This window comes from Campylobacter concisus, from assembly GCF_902460545.1.
In the GTDB taxonomy this organism is placed as follows: Bacteria; Campylobacterota; Campylobacteria; order Campylobacterales; family Campylobacteraceae; genus Campylobacter_A; species Campylobacter_A concisus_AE.
Window position 1 is genome coordinate 44,491 of sequence record NZ_CABPUE010000010.1, and the last position, 15,814, is coordinate 60,304.

A 15,814-nucleotide genomic window follows, 5' to 3' on the forward strand; every position below is an offset into this window, starting at 1 on the left:
GAGTAGATAAATTAATACTAAAGATGGAAAAATTTAAAATAGACTGTAAATTTTTGAATAAAAATATGGATGAAGGAAATTTAATAAGGAGAGCAGATTGCTCTCCGATGGATTATTTATCTCTTAAGCCAAGCTCAGAGATTAGTTTTGAATATGTAGTGTAGTCTTTATTTTTAAGATACTTTAAAAGTCTTTTTCTTTGACCAACTAGCTTTAAAAGACCTAAGCGTGATGAAAAGTCTTTTTTGAAAATTTTAAGGTGTTCTGTAAGTTCAGTTATTCTAGCTGTTAAAAGAGCTATCTGAACCTCTGGAGAGCCTGTATCTCCCTCTTTTCTAGCGAATTTCGCAACTATTTGAGCTTTTTTAGCCGAATCCAAAGCCATAATGACCTCCTGATTGGTGAATTTTGGAAGAGCGATTATAGCATTTAAAACATAAAGTTAGATAAAACTGCGCTTTTTAAAAATTAATGAAAAATGCAGTAAAAATTTAATAAAATTAGGGCTATTTAAAGACTTAAGGAAGATAAATGCTTTTTACAAAGGCAAGCGAATACGCTCTACTTTCACTTATTTTAATATCTCAAAAATCATCTCCAGTTGATGTTGATACGATCTCAAATGAACTTAAAATTTCAAAAAGCTTTTTAGCCAAAATTTTACAAAATCTTGCAAAAGATGGAATTTTAAAGTCGTTTAAAGGGGCAAATGGCGGTTTCGCGCTAAATAACGAACCTGAAAATTTAAGCATAAAAAAGATAATAGAGTGCGCTGAAAAACGTGAACTTAACGTCTTTGAGTGCTCATCTTCTGCAGATGGCTGCCCGTCAAATAAAGCCTCAAGCTGTCAAATTTGGTCGATGTTTAGTGGCCTTCAAAGCAAGATCGACGAGATGCTTGACGCTATAAAACTAAGTGACATCGTTAAGAAGTAAAGTTGGCAAAGCAAAAAAATAACATATTAACTCTTGTAGCGCCGTTTCTTGCGCCAATTGTTAAGTTTAAAAGTCTTAGCATCGTTGGTATCATTGTTGCCATCCTTGCTATCATCATCGTACCGCTTCCAAGCGCGGTGCTTGACTTTTTCCTGGCACTTTCTATTTCTATTTCTGTGCTTATAATCTTAATTTCGATTTATGTGCCAAAACCAACTGATCTTAGCACATTTCCGACGCTAATTCTTATCGTTACGCTTTTTCGCCTCTCGCTAAACATTGCAACCACGCGTATGATCTTAAGCGAGGGTCACAACGGCCCAGAAGCGGTCAGCGAGATCATCTCAAGTTTTGGAAATTTCGTAGTTGGTGGCAACTTCGTTATCGGCACCATCGTCTTTTGTATATTGGTGCTCATAAATTTTATGGTCGTAACAAAGGGCTCAACACGTGTAAGTGAGGTGCAAGCACGTTTTACACTTGATGCGATGCCTGGTAAGCAAATGGCTATAGATGCGGACCTAAACGCAGGTTTAATTGATGAAAAAACGGCGCGCGAAAGACGTCAAGCCATCATCGGCGAGGCAAATTTCTACGGCGCGATGGATGGTTCATCTAAATTTATAAAAGGTGACGCCGTAGCTGGCATCATCATCACTATCATCAACATCATCGGCGGCTTTGCTATCGGTTCGTTTCAACACGGCCTTGATATGGCGACATCGGCTCAGTACTATACGATCCTAACTATCGGTGATGGCCTTGTGAGCCAGATCCCAGGACTTATCACTTCAACAGCAACTGCCATCATCATAACAAGAGCTAGCAAAGATGACGAGGACTTTGCAGAGGGCACGTTAAATCAGCTCTTAGGAGACTATAAAACCTTGCTGATAGTGGGCTTCATACTATTTATGTTTGCCCTTGTGCCTGGGCTTCCGACTCTTTCTCTTGGCTTTATTGCAGTGCTATTTCTAGGACTTGGCTACATCATCAAGCAGACCAAAGATGGCTGGCTAAATTTAAGCCTTGCTTCAAAAGACAAAACAGCTTCTAAAAAAGCTGGAGCCGCTACGCAAGGTGGAGCAGGGGCAGCTGCTAGTGGTGCCACTACTAAGGTGCCAAAGAAGAGCGACGAAGAGATCGCAAGAGAAGAAGAGACAAAGATAAACGACATCTTAAAGCTTGAAATTTTAGAGCTTGACCTAGGATATGGTCTGCTAAAGCTAGCTGATGTGGATCTCATTGAGAGAATTCGTGCTATGAGGCGAAATATCGCTTCAAGTCTTGGCTTTTTGATGCCAAAGATAAGAATTCGAGACAACCTTCAACTACCGCCAAACGAATACCGCTTTAAGCTAAAAGGTATCGTGATCGGTCAGGGTGAAATTTATGCTGATAAATTTCTAGCGATGGATAGCGGTTTAGTTAGCGAAGATATCGAGGGAATTCCGACAAAAGAGCCAGCTTTTGGGCTGGACGCACTCTGGATCGATGCTAGCGTCAAAGAGGACGCCATACTTAGCGGCTACACGATAGTTGATCCTGCAAGCGTCATCTCAACGCATATGAGCGAGCTTATCAAGCAAAATGCGGCTGAGCTTCTAACTCGCCAAGAGACGCAAAATTTATTAGACAAACTAAAGATCGACTACCCAGTTGTGGTTGAGGATACGCTAAGGATCGCACCTATAAATTTGATCCAAAAGGTTTTAAAAGCGCTGCTTAAAGACAATATCCCGATAAAAGATCTGCTTAGCATACTTGAAGCCATCAGCGACATCGCCGAGGTTAGCAAAAACCTAGATATGATCATCGAACACGTACGTGCAGCGCTCTCACGTGTCATTACTTCGCTTTATGTTGATGAAAAAGGTCAGCTAAATTTTTACATTTTAGATAGTGCTGCGCAGCAAAAGCTTATGGATGCGGTGCAGTATAAAGACGGCGCGTATCACCTGATGATAAATGTGGCTCAAACTTCATCGATCGTTCAGGCTCTAAGGCATGAAAAAGAGAAACGTCCGATGAGTCAGCATGGCGAAATGGTGCTTTGTGTGGAGCCAAGTCTAAGAAAATTTATAGCAAATATCTGCGCAAATTTTGCCATCGACATCGTGGTGCTAAGCTTTGCTGAGATCTCGGCAAATACGCCATTTGAAACAGTTGGCGTCATAGAAATAGAAAATTTATAAAGGAAAACGATGAAAATTTATCACCTCTCACACACCGATCTTGACGGATATGGCGCGCAATACATAACAAATTTTTACCTCAAAGATGTGAAATTTCTAAACTCAAACTACGGCAGAGAGATAGATGATAAATTTGCTCAAATTTTAACTGAGATAGATGCCTCGAATGACGATAAAAACGTCATCTTGATCACTGATCTAAATTTAACTCCGGCTCAGTGTGAGAGCTTTGAGAAGATGATAGATGGTAAAAATATCAAGCTATTTTTGCTAGATCATCACCAAAGCGGTGCCGAGTGCGCGAGCGCTTACTCATGGTATTTTTTGGATAGTTCAAGGTGCGCCACAAAGATCACTTACGACTTTTTTGCAGGTATTTTTGGCAAAAATAAAGAGCTTGAAATTTTTAGTGACGTCGTAAATGCCGTGGATATCTGGCTAAAAGATGATAAAAATTTCGAGATGGGTAAAGTTTGCTTGGGGCTTGTGGCAAACGCTAAAGAGATAAATAAGGTGATGTTTGAAGCTGAAAACAATCTATATATGGATCACATCTTAAAAGAAGCGAGCAAATTTTTTAACGAGAAAAATGACTATATAGGGCTTGATATGCAGGTGCATGCCATTAAAAAGTTATTTTTCAAAGAGGACAAAGATGACACGCTAAGCAATCTGATCTCAAACTACGTCGTAAAAAAACTTAGCGAAAATAAAGAGAAATTTAGCATTACTTATAAAGATCATAAAGGAATTTTAACCTACAATGTCGGCAACGTTTCAGTTATTGGCAACGACTTTTTAGTGGCAAATCCTGAATTTGACTTCTTTATCGACGTGACAAATAAAAAAACGCTAAGTTTTCGCGCAAATGGCAAGCTTGATGTTAGCGCCATGGCAAAGCACCTAGTTGGCGGCGGCGGACACGTGAACGCAAGCGGCGGACTATTTGCAAATTTCAAAGATAGCTTTAGCTATGAGCCGATTAAAGCCCAGATAATTGATCTAATAACTAAAAAAACACAGGAGGAAATATGAAAGAAGAAGAGGTAAGCGTAGAAGAACTTAGCTATGAGCTTAGTATGGTGCTTGAGGCGATGTTTTACTATGCTGGAGTGAAAAAAGACAAGCTTGAAGAGGCGGCAAATCTCTATGTAGAGTGCATCGACGATGCGTTAGAAAACTCTGACGCTAGCGGTAGCGACGAAGTCATAGAGATAGTTGAGTATATGAAAAAACATTATTCGAAATTATTTAAATAAGGAAAGAAAATGAAGAAAATTTTAGTTTTAGTGGCAGCAGTTTTTGCGTTAAATGCTATGGCAAGTGAAAATTTAGACAAAGCAAACGAGCTTTATGCAAAGAAAAATTTTAATGAAGCTTATCTTTATTTTAATAAGGCTTGTGGAGAGGGCGAGAAAAAAGCTTGCACGATGAATGCGATCATGCTATTTAACGGAGACGGCGTAGCAAAAGATAGAGTTCAGGCTGAGAAAATTTTTACAAAAATGTGTGACGAAAATGAGGGCATGGCGTGCGAAAAACTAGGCGAAATGATCGCTTATGGCCTTGTAAAAGATAAAGACGCAAACGAAGCAAAGAACGAAGAAAAAGCAAAGGCTTTATTTAAAAAAGCTTGTGATAACGGCTACCAACCAGCTTGCGACTTTGTGACAAAATAAATTTAAGAGGCTTAAAATGGGCTACAAACATAAAGATTTGATAGGAACTAGAGAGCTTAGCAAAGAAGAAATTTTATATTTTTTAGAGGCGGCAAAAGAGTTTAAGGAGCTAAATTTAAGCCAAGTGAAAAAAAATGACTATCTTCGTGGAAAGACCACGATCAACGCATTTTATGAAAACTCGACAAGAACTAGAACATCCTTTGAGATCGCAGCAAAGAGGCTTGGAGCTGATACGATAAATTTCAGCTCATCAAGCTCGAGCGTAACAAAGGGCGAAAGCCTAAATGACACGATGAATAACATGGCTGCGATGAGAACTGACATCATCGTGCTTCGTCATCCAAGCTCTGGAGCGGCAAAATTTGCAGCTGATAGGACAGATGCTAGCATCGTAAATGCAGGGGACGGCACAAATGAGCACCCAAGCCAAGCCTTGCTTGATCTTTTCACACTAAGAGAGCATGGCAAAATTTTAGATAAAAATTTAAACGTGGCGATCATCGGTGACATCGCTAGAAGCCGCGTGGCAAGGTCTGACATCTGGGCGATGAAGAAATTTGGCATAAATTTAAAGCTATTTGCGCCAAGGATGATGATGCCAAAAGATGCTGAGGTTTTTGAATCTCAAATTTGCAAAAATATGGAGGAGGCTTGCGAGGGCAGTGATGTCATCATCATGCTTCGCATCCAGCTAGAGCGTGGCGGTGCGGACGTAGCATTTCCAAGCTCGAGGGAGTACTCGAAATTCTTTGGACTAAATAAAAATAGGATAAAGCTAGCAAAGCCTAACGCGATCGTGCTGCACCCAGGACCGATAAATAGGGGCGTGGAGCTAAACTCAGACGTGGCTGATGGCACGCACTCAGTCATACTAAATCAAGTTGAAAACGGCGTTGCTATAAGAATGGCGATACTAAATACGCTTGCAAAAAATAGGGGCTAAAAATGAGAATAGCAATAATTAACGGCACTATCGTAAATAGCGACGAGAAATTTAAGGCAAATATCCTAATAGAAAACGGCAAAATAGCCAAAATCGGAAGTGAGAAATTTGAGGCTGATAAGGTCATCGACGCCACAAATAAGCTCGTCATGCCAGGACTTATCGACATGCACGTGCATTTTCGCGATCCTGGTCAAGAGTATAAAGATGACATTATATCAGGCTCGCAGGCAGCAGTGGCTGGAGGAGTGACAACCTGCCTTTGCATGGCTAACACAAACCCAGTAAATGACAACGCCTCGATCACAAGAGCGATGATAGAAAAGGCTAAAAACTGCGGGCTGATCGATCTTTTACCAATCGCTGCTATCAGCAAAGGGCTTGGGGGCAACGAGATCGTTGAAATGGGCGATCTTATAGAAGCTGGCGCAGTTGCATTTAGTGATGACGGCCTACCAGTGACTAGCTCAAGCGTGATGAGAGCGGCACTTGAGTACTCAAGCATGTTTGGTAGCTTTTGTATAAGCCACTCAGAGGACTGCTCGCTTTGCAGACAGGGCGTCATGCACGAGGGCAAGGTCTCGGCCATACTAGGACTTCGCGGCATGGCGAGGGAGAAAGAGGAGATCGCAGTGAGCCGTGATATGCTACTTGCAAAGCTCACTAAAGCGCACATCCACATCGCTCACGTAAGCTCGGAATACTCGCTAAAGATCATCGAAATGGGCAAAAAAGAGGGCATAAACATCACATGTGAGGCGACACCACACCACTTTAGCTTTAGCGACGATGAAATTTTGAAAAATGCCTACGATACAAATTTCAAAATGTCGCCACCACTTCGTGAGATAAGCGACGTAAAAGCAGTGAGAGAAGCGCTAAAAAGCGGCCTTATAGACGTCATAGCAACCGATCATGCCCCGCACCACACAGACGAAAAGATAGTAGAATTTGACAAGGCGCCATTTGGCATCATCGGACTTCAAACCCTTGTGCCACTCACTCTAAAGCTCATAAATGAGGGCGTTATAAGCCTAGAGCGCATGGTTGAGCTAACATCTACAAATGCGGCTAAGATGCTAAATTTAAAAGATAAAGGCAGGCTTGCTGAGGGCATGCTAGCTGACATCACGGTGATAGACCCTGAGATCGAGTACATTTATGATGAAAAGATAAACCGCTCAAAATCGGTAAATTCTCCACTCTTTGGCAAAAAACTAAAAGGCGCAGCAACTACCACGATAAAAAGTGGCAAGATCGTTTATGAGTTTGGTAAATAGTCTAAAATTGCTCGCGTTTGCGGGCAAATTTGCTTTAGATACTTTGAGATATAAAATTTGCTAGAAATTTCTAGCAAATTTTACTTTTTTATGAGTTATATTTTTTAACTATACCGCGAACGACTTTTTCTATAAAAAGCGCAGAAGCTACTTCGCAGTGCTCTCTTGTAGAGTGAGGTGAGTAGATGTTTGGTCCAATAGAACATGCACTAAGACCTGCTTTTTTCTCCAAAAGCACTCCACACTCAAGTCCAGCATGCACAGCTGTTATCCTTGCATTTGGCTTGTAAATTTTAAGCTCTTCTAAGATATCGTTTGCAAATTTATCATTTATAGGCTTCCAAGCTGGGTTTCTGTCTTTACTAATAACATTAAAACCGACCGCCTTTGCAAGCTCTGAAATTTCAAATTCCATCCTATTTAGGCCGTCTTTACTCATTGATCTAGCAAAAAACTCCACTTCAAGCATACCATCATTTTTGATCTTTGCAAGTGAGAGATTGACGCTATCTTGTGGTATGCCTAGCTCGCAGTTATAGGCTCTTACACCTTGTGAAAATGAGTTAATAAGAGCTAAAATTTTCTCACCATTTTCTAAAATTTCTTCACCAGTGCCAAGCTTTTTCACGCTTAAATTTTCGCACTTGCTCTTTAACTCTTTATCGCTTAGAACCAGTGCGGTTGCGCCGCTTGGGATAGAGTTGCTTCGCTCGCCACCTTCAAATTTAACAAGCTTACAGCCATTTTTAGTCACAAATGCCGCCAAAATCTTGATCGCATTTGGGATATTTTTATGTATCTCGTTGCCAGAGTGTCCGCCAGGAAGCCCACTTACTTTTACTTCATAAAGCGTGCTCTCTTTTGTTTTTTTGCTATTAAGCGAGATAGTGGCAAATAAATTTACACCGCCAGCGCAGCCGATAGTGACTCTATCGTCCTCTTCGCTGTCTAAATTTAAAAGCTTATCGGCTTTGAGATCGCCACTAAAGCCAGTGGCTCCGATCATGCCGACTTCTTCATTGTTTGTAAAAAGGCACTCAATGTCGTCAAATTCGCTTATCATCTGCATCATGATAGCCACGCCGATGCCATTATCTGCGCCAAGAGATGAGTTTTTGGCTCTCATGTAGCCATCATCGCCGTAAACTATCTCGATCTTTGGAGCATCGCCCATGCAGACCATATCGTAGTGGCTTTGCAAGCAAATTTTTGGTTTGCCTTTAAACGCATGAATGTTGCCAAAGTTATCGACTGTAACCTCACAGCCCTTATCTTTTGCATAGCTAGCTAGAAAATCACGCATCTTATCGGTCCCATAACTGCAGTGTGGTATCGCAGCAAGTGTCTCAAATTTCGTTAGAACTTCGCTCTTTGACATATTTGCCTCCGTAAATTTATTTTATCTCGCCCTTATAGCCAGTCGCATCGACTGCTTTTAAAAGCTCTTTTTCATCGAGCTTATCATCTGCTATAACGACAGCTTTTCGCTCTTTTAGCGATACATCTGCTTTTTTTACGCCCTCAACGCTAAGAGCAGCCTTTCTAACAATCGCCGTGCAAAGCGGACAGTGCATGCTAGGTACTGAAATTTCTATCTTTTTATCAGCGTAGCAACTAAGTGCAAGAAGGGCTAAAACTAAAATTTTACGCATAAATTTCTCCTAAAAGCTCTGGGTATGTAAGGAGTAAAAGCAAAATCACTCCAAAAAGTATATATATAAGTATCCATTTTTTCTTTTTATAGCTTAGGTTGCAGCTTTTTGGCTTGTAAAATAGACTAATTCCTGAAATCACAAAGCAAATGACCGCCACGACGCTTAAAGGGACGCGGTACTCATATAAATTTTGTGTCCAAGATAGAAATGAAAAAGAAGTGCCAAAAAGCAAAAAAAGAAGCGCTGGCAAGCAGCACAAGGTAGCACCGATGGCGCTACCTATAGATGTTAGTATCAGCCAAAATGCTCTCATTTTAGCTCTGTTGAGACGTAGTCGTAGCTAAATTCTTTTGGCGAATAGTAGTTTTGTGTGTTGCCATCAACCTCAGCGTATGGATAGCCAAAGTTATTTAGCGGAGTTTGCTCTGGGGTTGGCTTTAAGATAAAGTCGCGTCCGTAGTTAAAGCCTATCCAGCACATCTCCCAGTTACCAAAGCAATACTCTCTTACAGCTTTGATCTTAGCGTCGTCGTTTGTTAATTTCTCGCCCAGTCTTACCTTCGTGACATCCGCTGGATCAACCGGTATCCAACCATAGCCTTTTAGGTAAAATTCAGCCCTGCAGTGCTGTCCGCCTGAAATTTTAGCCACGCCATCTTTTGCGCTACCCATCTGATCTGAAAATCTAGACTGGCCAACTCTGATACCAAAAATTTCTCTTGCTGGGATGCCAACTGATCTGCAAAGCCCCACAAAAACAGAGTTTATGTCGGTGCATTTGCCAACAAGTTTGCCACTTTCTAGTATTGCTTTAACATCACCTGTGCCACATCCAAGGATGCTGTTATCGCGCTGCATAGTATTTGCAACCCACGTATAAATAGCCTTTGCGCGCTCCAAGTCTCCCTTTAAATTTCCAATTATATCTAGCGCTTTTGCTCTTACGACGCCGTCAGTTGGGATGTGTGAAGTTGGTTTTAAAAACTCCAAAACAGCAGGATCTACCTTCTCGTTTGGATCGTAATTTACCTTGCTAAAGTCAGTGTTGCGCTCTGTTGTTTGGATTTTAAACTGCACATTTAAGATAGGTCTTGGCTCATTTTCTTCAAAATCAGCATACATTGTAGGTATTAGCGTATCTGAAATATAGACGTTTTTAGCGGTTGTGTTTATGACGTAGTCTTGGGTTAGTTGCTGATAAGTGGTGCTTAGTGGGAGTGGTAACCAAATTTTTGAGCTTTTGCCCTTTTCAAGAAGCATATGTTTGAAATTTACGTCGAAATTTCTAACTACTGGGTTTGCTGGCTCGTCGCTAGCTAGAGTGACACTTGGAAGCAGACTCGCTGCACCTAAAAAACTACTGAATTTAAAAAAATCTCTTCTTTGCATAAAATGCCTTTTTGCTTAATATTAGCCAAACTTGGCTCTAAAACTGCCTGCTATTCTAGCATAAAATTTTTATTTATGATAAAATCCGCCACATGAAAAAGATTATATTTTTAGGCTTTATAGCGCTATTTTGCAATGGTTGTCTTTATATGAACGAGCGTGGAGTTTCGACTCAATATTATAATGATTGTAAAGAGTATTATGACGCGACTGGCACCTACCAAAAAGAGTGTCCGCACAACATCGTCGACTGGAAATAGCGTGGATCTTAGCAAATTTAACGAGCAGCAAAAGCAAATTTATAATAGGATAGAAAATTTAGCAAATTTTGACTGCGAGCTTGAGCTAAAAGATAGTGTAAATGTGAAATTTAAAAATTTAGACCAAGCTAAAAAAGATGAAATTTTTGATCTCGCCCTTAGCCTAAAGCCTTGGCGAAAAGGGCCATTTTTGCTTGATGATATATATATAGATAGCGAGTGGCAAAGTTTTATTAAATTTAATATCCTAGCTTCCCACCTAAATTTAGCTGGCAAAAGCGTGGCTGATGTGGGTTGCAACAATGGATATTATATGTTTAAGATGCTTGAATACGCCCCAAAAAGCATAACTGGCTTTGATCCTAGCGTGCATACATATTTGCAGTTTGCTTTTTTAAATAAATTTATCCGCTCAAATATCGCTTACGAGCTTCTTGGGGTAGAGAGCTTGCCAGAGTTTGGAGTAAAATTTGACACCATTTTTTGCCTTGGCGTGATATATCACAGAAGCGATCCCATAAAAATGCTAAAAGAGCTAAAAATGGCTTTGAATCCTGGAGGCGAGCTATTTTTAGATACTATGTATATTGATATGGAGGGCGACTTTGCGCTAAGTCCAAAGGATAGGTATTCAAAAATTCCAAATATCTACTTTGTACCGACACTCTCGGCACTTCAAAACTGGTGCGAGAGAGCTAAGTTTAGGGATTTTACCCTGTTTGAGACAAAGGCGACTGATCTAAACGAGCAGCGAAAAACGCAGTGGATAGATGGTGAGAGTCTTGGGAATTTCTTAGATCCAAATGATAATACAAAGACCATCGAGGGCTATCCAGCTCCAAAAAGAGCCTACGTGAGAGTTAAAATTTAAGGATAAAAATGGCAGAAGAAAACATCTATGATATAAAAGATGAATCACAAATAATCTTACCAGAAGATGAAAATCCATTAAGAAACGAGATCAAAACCGCTCCACTTACAAAGCTAAATTTTAGTGGAACGGCATTTTTACTTGAAAAAAATCACGCAAAGACTAGATTTTTTACTACGGATGATATGGTGTGCGATACTGAGGGGCTTGTTCACAGTGGATTTATTTTTATGGGTGCAAATCATGCCGCGCTTTTAGCCATTAATGAAGAATTTTGCGTTAGTATCGGGGCTAGGATAAATTTCTTTGGACCGCTAAAGCTTGGCGACGTGGTGGAATTTGACGCGCAAGCAAGATTTGAAGAGAGCAGAAAAAGAGAAGTAAAAGTGCTTGGATACGTTAAAGATATAAAAATTTTTGAAGGAATATTTCAACTTGTCACACTTGAAGAGCATATCTTCTTGGCTCAACAAAAAAATATCCAAAAAGAAGCTGCTATAAGGCAAAAAAAAGAGCGAGAAGAAGCTAAGGCTAATAGCTAAAAGTAAGTAAAAATTTTTGATTTTTAACCCCAAATAAAACGAAATTTTAAAAAGACAATCTTTATCTCATTATCCTATTTTGGTAAATAATTGGTAACATTTTTTAAAATTTTAAGGAAAATTAAGCAATAAAACTAATTTTCTATGATAATATCCTTCCAAAACTTTTTATCAAAAGGAGATTTAGATGAAAATTACAAAAGTTAGCTTAGCTGCTTTGGTTGCTTTAGGTGCATTTTCAAGCGTTGCAAGTGCAACTCCACTTGAAGAAGCTATAAAAAATGTAGATCTTTCAGGATTTGCAAGATATCGTTATACAAATGATAACCGTGATAGAAAAGCTGATACAAAAGCTGGTACAAATGATACTGCTGGGCATGCGTTTAGAATGCAAACATCATTTAAAGCTGCAATTGATGATAACTTCTTTGGCGTTTTAACACTAAGATATGCCGCTACAGATGGTTCTGGTGACAACAATGAAAAAAGAGATGCTAATGGAGGAATAATTGATGGTACAGATAAAACAAATACAACAAATTCTTTTGGTGTATATGAGATGTATCTAGGATACAAAGTATCTAACACTACTATTACAGCTGGTAAACAACTTATCAAAACTTTCTATGATGATGGTGATATAGCTGGCACTGGTCTAAAAGCGGTAAGTACAGATGTGTCTGGCCTTACTTTAACAGCTGCTGCTTATGATGCATTAGAAGATAGCACTAATGAAATTGATGGACCTTTCTTAAAAGAAGTAACGGATGGTACAAAATTCCATGACGCCCCTGCTAACCTCTATTATTTAGGTGCAGTTGGTAGCTATGATCCAGTATCATTTAAGGTAGCTATTGCAAATCTACAAGAAATTGCTACACTTTATGGTGCTGAGGCAGCATTTAGTTTTAATGTAACCGACGATATAAACCTAAACCTAAAAGGTCAATATGTTTATAGCGATTCAGATCACAAAAAAGTAGCTGATGCTGATTTTTGGGCTGTTCAAGCTGGAACAAAACTATTTGGTGCTAAATTTAATGCTGGCTACTTAGAATTTGACGCTAAAAATAAAGATAATGATGCTAGAAATAGTGGTAAAATCGCATTTACATCAATCGATGCAAATGGTCAGCTAATCAACCCGACTAAGATCTTAAATGGTGTAATGAGTGGTGGCAAACAATACTACAATAATATCAAAGGTGACAACGATTACTGGTTTGTTAATGCTGGATATGACATAGATAAATTTGGCTTTGGTGCTGGATATACTCAAGGTAAAGGCCATAGCTGGGATCTTGGCAAAGAGAGAGCAAAAAGAAATGAGTGGTATGCACAAGCTAGCTACAAATATAGCAAAAAACTTAATTTCCTAACTTGGTATGCAGCTGCTAAGGATAAAAAAGATAGCGAAAGCTTTAAACAAAATCGTATAAGATTTGAAGCAAAATATAGCTTCTAAAAACATTTATCCGAGCGAGCTTTCGCTCGGATCTTTTCAAAATTTAAATAGACCCCATACAAAATTTCTCTATCTTTTTTGATTGACTCTTAGTTTTATAAAAAAATATAAATTTTTAATAGTGATTAAGTGTATTTTCTAGAAGTTTGAAACTTGAAATTAATACCACCGAAATTTTTAGCTATTTTTTACTATACCTATCCAATAACCAATATTGTTTTGCTCAGCCTTTAGTGTACTGCCTTCTCCGTGCCCTGGATAAAGCGTGAAGTTACCTTTTAAATTTTTACATTTTCCTAGACTTTTTAACATTTCATTTTTATCTGAAAAAGGAAAATCCCAGCGTCCTATGCTTCCTCTAAATAAAAAATCCCCACTAAACATCATGTCATCTATCTCTATCATCGAGCAGCCTGGTGTATGTCCTGGAAAATAATGAAATTTGATGCAAAAATCATCAATGTTAAAATTCTCATCATTATCAATCAAAACATCTGGAGTAAAAGTACTTTTCATATAACCAAAAATATCACTCTCACACATGAAAGCATCAAATTTGTTAATATAAACTGGAATTTCTAGCTCATCTTTTAACTTACCAGCATCAAAAATATGATCAAAATGCCCATGAGTACAAAGGATGGCTTTTAAATTTTTGGCATTTTGTAAAACCCATTCTTTTGCCCCATCTCCTGGATCTATCACTAAAGATGAATCATTTTTTGTAACGATGTAACAATTAGTGCCAAAATCTCCAAAACTTTTGTGTATTACTCTCATTTTTTACCTTAAATTTATTATTTCTTAAAATTTTACATCTTTTTACTTAAACTTAAAGAAAAATTTTAAATTTACTTAGTATAATTTTTGCAAAAGGAAGCAAATATAGGCAAAGGAAGAATGAAGGAGTATCAAAAGATCGAAGAAACTTTAGTTTTTAGCTTAAAAGATAAAACTAAAGATAAAAATTTGTTGCTGGGTGTTAGTGGAGGTATTGATTCTGCTGTGGTAGCGACTTTGTGTGCAAGAGCAAAACCAAATGAAACTCATGCACTCATTATGCCAACAGCATCATCAAACAGACAAAATATGGATGACGCCTTAAATTTATGCGAAAAACTAAACATAAAATATAAGGTTTTATCCATAGAGGGTATTTTAAATGCCTTTTACGAAACGATAGATGTAAATTTAAGCAATTTAAGAAAAGGGAATTTAGCAGCTAGAGTTAGAATGAGCTTGCTTTATGATTATTCATCTAGTATAAACGCTCTAGTTATCGGAACAAGCAACAAAAGTGAGCTTATGCTTGGATACGGTACGATATTTGGGGATTTAGCATGTGCGATAAATCCTATCGGAGAGCTTTACAAAAGTGAAATTTTTGAATTTGCAAAACATCTTGGGGTTGATAAAAATTTTATCAACAAAGCACCTTCGGCTGATTTGTGGGATGGACAAAGTGACGAAGGCGACATAGGTTACAGTTATGCTGTTATTGATGAGATTTTAGAAAATTTAGAAAATAACAAGGAGCAAGTCATCAAAAAGTTCGGATTAAAAGCAGTATCGGATATAGAAAATAGAGTTGTTTCAAACAGGTTTAAACGACAAATGCCGTTGATAGTGAAAATTTAAAGGATTAAAGATGAGAGAGATTCCGTTTTATAGACCAACTATCACTGAGCGTGAAAGTGAGCTTATTGAGGAGGCTTTGCACTCTGAAAATACTACTAATATCGTTGCTAGATTTGAAGAGAAGTTAAAAGAGTATTTTGGTGCAAAATTTGTAGTTACCACAAATAATATCGCAGCCGCACACCACTTAGCACTAAGCGCGCTTGATACTAAACGCGGAGACAAGGTCATTTGCTCCATAAATGCTTTTCCTAGCATTGCACAAGCTGTTAGACATTTTGATGCTGAACCTATTTTTGTGGATGTTGATGAAGAAGATTTTAACATCTGCCCAGACGCCCTTGAGAAAGTGCTAAAAGAGCAAAATCACAAAAAATTAAAATGTGCTTTTATCTCTCATATCGCAGGTCAAAGTGCTAGGATGGATGAGATAACGGCGGTTTGTGAGAAATACGGTGTAAAAATTTTAGATGATGCAAATCGCGGTATGGGACTAACATACAATGGCAAAAAAGTTGGTTCAGACTCCTTTTTGTCATGCTTTCAAACACATTCGCGTGTGCAAAATCCTATATCAACGGTTGGATTTTTTACGACAAATGATGAGGAAATTTATAAAAGAGCAAAACTACTTCGCAACTATGCTCTTGTAAATGGCATTGATAAATTTGGTAGCTTGAGTTATATTTATGATGTCGTAGATATTGGCTTAAAGTATGATATAAACTCGATAAATGCAGCATTTTCTATTGCACAGCTAGAAAGAACAGACAAGCTCATACAAAGAAGACAAGAGATCGCAAAAATTTATGATAAAGAGCTTGGCGAGTGCCACAATATAACAATCCCTGTCAAAAAACGTGAGCACATTTACACTCAGTATATTATTAAGATAAACAAAAATCGTGACGGCTTTGCCAGAGAGCTTTTGGAGCACGGCATTCACACATCATTGCAC

Annotated in this window: 19 protein-coding genes; 13 read left to right on the plus strand and 6 right to left on the minus strand. The window is 38.6% G+C overall.

What is annotated here, in order from left to right:
* Nucleotides 1-112 precede the first annotated feature (112 nt).
* Nucleotides 113-385 (minus strand): 30S ribosomal protein S15, encoded by a 273-nt coding sequence (rpsO, locus tag FZ949_RS07980; RefSeq protein ID WP_004317763.1) that lies wholly within the window; start codon nucleotides 383-385, stop codon nucleotides 113-115.
* A gap of 146 nt (nucleotides 386-531) precedes the next feature.
* On the opposite strand from rpsO, the gene FZ949_RS07985 reads away from it, so the two are divergent.
* From FZ949_RS07985 to FZ949_RS08015, 7 genes are read left to right on the plus strand one after another with little or no spacing between them, the layout of a single operon-like run.
* The gene (locus tag FZ949_RS07985; protein WP_054196916.1) at nucleotides 532-936 is read left to right on the plus strand and encodes an RrF2 family transcriptional regulator; all 405 of its coding nucleotides are present in this window, start codon (nucleotides 532-534) and stop codon (nucleotides 934-936) included.
* A 2-nt stretch (nucleotides 937-938) separates the two neighbouring features.
* Complete coding sequence (gene flhA, locus FZ949_RS07990; protein ID WP_103580223.1) at nucleotides 939-3,131, plus strand: flagellar biosynthesis protein FlhA; 2,193 nt, start codon at nucleotides 939-941, stop codon at nucleotides 3,129-3,131.
* Between the two features lie 9 nt (nucleotides 3,132-3,140).
* Nucleotides 3,141-4,166, plus strand: a complete 1,026-nt coding sequence (locus FZ949_RS07995; RefSeq protein WP_103580222.1) for a DHH family phosphoesterase — start codon at nucleotides 3,141-3,143, stop codon at nucleotides 4,164-4,166.
* Nucleotides 4,163-4,390: a hypothetical protein gene (locus FZ949_RS08000; RefSeq protein WP_103580221.1), complete on the plus strand. Its 228-nt coding sequence runs from the start codon at nucleotides 4,163-4,165 to the stop codon at nucleotides 4,388-4,390. Before FZ949_RS07995 ends, FZ949_RS08000 begins: the two co-directional genes overlap by 4 nt.
* Before the next feature lie 9 nt (nucleotides 4,391-4,399).
* Nucleotides 4,400-4,810: a tetratricopeptide repeat protein gene (locus tag FZ949_RS08005; protein ID WP_103580220.1), complete on the plus strand. Its 411-nt coding sequence runs from the start codon at nucleotides 4,400-4,402 to the stop codon at nucleotides 4,808-4,810.
* Nucleotides 4,811-4,826: 16 nt separating this feature from the next.
* On the plus strand, nucleotides 4,827-5,756 hold the full coding sequence (locus FZ949_RS08010; protein WP_103580219.1) for an aspartate carbamoyltransferase catalytic subunit: 930 nt from the start codon (nucleotides 4,827-4,829) through the stop codon (nucleotides 5,754-5,756).
* Between the two features lie 2 nt (nucleotides 5,757-5,758).
* Nucleotides 5,759-7,036, plus strand: coding sequence for a dihydroorotase (locus FZ949_RS08015; protein WP_103580218.1), 1,278 nt, complete (start codon nucleotides 5,759-5,761; stop codon nucleotides 7,034-7,036).
* A gap of 88 nt (nucleotides 7,037-7,124) precedes the next feature.
* Here FZ949_RS08015 and FZ949_RS08020 read toward each other — a convergent pair whose 3' ends face one another.
* Genes FZ949_RS08020 through FZ949_RS08035 form a run of 4 tightly spaced genes read right to left on the minus strand, consistent with a single transcriptional unit; the run spans nucleotide 7,125 to nucleotide 10,080 of the window.
* Nucleotides 7,125-8,414 (minus strand): M28 family peptidase, encoded by a 1,290-nt coding sequence (locus FZ949_RS08020; RefSeq protein WP_087586412.1) that lies wholly within the window; start codon nucleotides 8,412-8,414, stop codon nucleotides 7,125-7,127.
* Nucleotides 8,415-8,430: 16 nt separating this feature from the next.
* Entirely contained in the window at nucleotides 8,431-8,688 is a 258-nt protein-coding gene (locus FZ949_RS08025) for a heavy-metal-associated domain-containing protein (protein ID WP_087586413.1), read from the minus strand.
* A complete protein-coding gene (locus FZ949_RS08030; protein ID WP_021085941.1) occupies nucleotides 8,681-9,004 on the minus strand; it encodes a hypothetical protein in 324 nt (107 codons plus the stop codon). Before FZ949_RS08030 ends, FZ949_RS08025 begins: the two co-directional genes overlap by 8 nt.
* Complete coding sequence (locus FZ949_RS08035) at nucleotides 9,001-10,080, minus strand: transglutaminase-like domain-containing protein (RefSeq protein WP_087586414.1); 1,080 nt, start codon at nucleotides 10,078-10,080, stop codon at nucleotides 9,001-9,003. Before FZ949_RS08035 ends, FZ949_RS08030 begins: the two co-directional genes overlap by 4 nt.
* Before the next feature lie 92 nt (nucleotides 10,081-10,172).
* On the opposite strand from FZ949_RS08035, the gene FZ949_RS09380 reads away from it, so the two are divergent.
* The 4 genes from FZ949_RS09380 (at nucleotide 10,173) to FZ949_RS08050 (ending at nucleotide 13,218) form a co-directional block, all read left to right on the plus strand.
* Entirely contained in the window at nucleotides 10,173-10,340 is a 168-nt protein-coding gene (locus tag FZ949_RS09380; protein WP_002942642.1) for a hypothetical protein, read from the plus strand.
* A gap of 1 nt (nucleotide 10,341) precedes the next feature.
* Nucleotides 10,342-11,211, plus strand: coding sequence for a tRNA 5-methoxyuridine(34)/uridine 5-oxyacetic acid(34) synthase CmoB (gene cmoB / locus FZ949_RS08040; RefSeq protein WP_103580592.1), 870 nt, complete (start codon nucleotides 10,342-10,344; stop codon nucleotides 11,209-11,211).
* Nucleotides 11,212-11,219: 8 nt separating this feature from the next.
* Entirely contained in the window at nucleotides 11,220-11,753 is a 534-nt protein-coding gene (locus FZ949_RS08045; RefSeq protein WP_087586416.1) for a thioesterase, read from the plus strand.
* Nucleotides 11,754-11,940: 187 nt separating this feature from the next.
* Nucleotides 11,941-13,218: a major outer membrane protein gene (locus FZ949_RS08050; RefSeq protein ID WP_103580588.1), complete on the plus strand. Its 1,278-nt coding sequence runs from the start codon at nucleotides 11,941-11,943 to the stop codon at nucleotides 13,216-13,218.
* Between the two features lie 177 nt (nucleotides 13,219-13,395).
* Here FZ949_RS08050 and FZ949_RS08055 read toward each other — a convergent pair whose 3' ends face one another.
* Nucleotides 13,396-13,998, minus strand: a complete 603-nt coding sequence (locus FZ949_RS08055) for an MBL fold metallo-hydrolase (RefSeq protein WP_103580589.1) — start codon at nucleotides 13,996-13,998, stop codon at nucleotides 13,396-13,398.
* 120 nt (nucleotides 13,999-14,118) lie between these two features.
* Between FZ949_RS08055 and FZ949_RS08060 the strand changes: the two genes are divergently transcribed.
* Entirely contained in the window at nucleotides 14,119-14,856 is a 738-nt protein-coding gene (locus tag FZ949_RS08060; protein WP_103580590.1) for an NAD+ synthase, read from the plus strand.
* Between the two features lie 10 nt (nucleotides 14,857-14,866).
* A partial coding sequence (locus tag FZ949_RS08065; protein WP_148790328.1) for a DegT/DnrJ/EryC1/StrS family aminotransferase occupies nucleotides 14,867-15,814 on the plus strand: 948 nt, incomplete at its 3' end.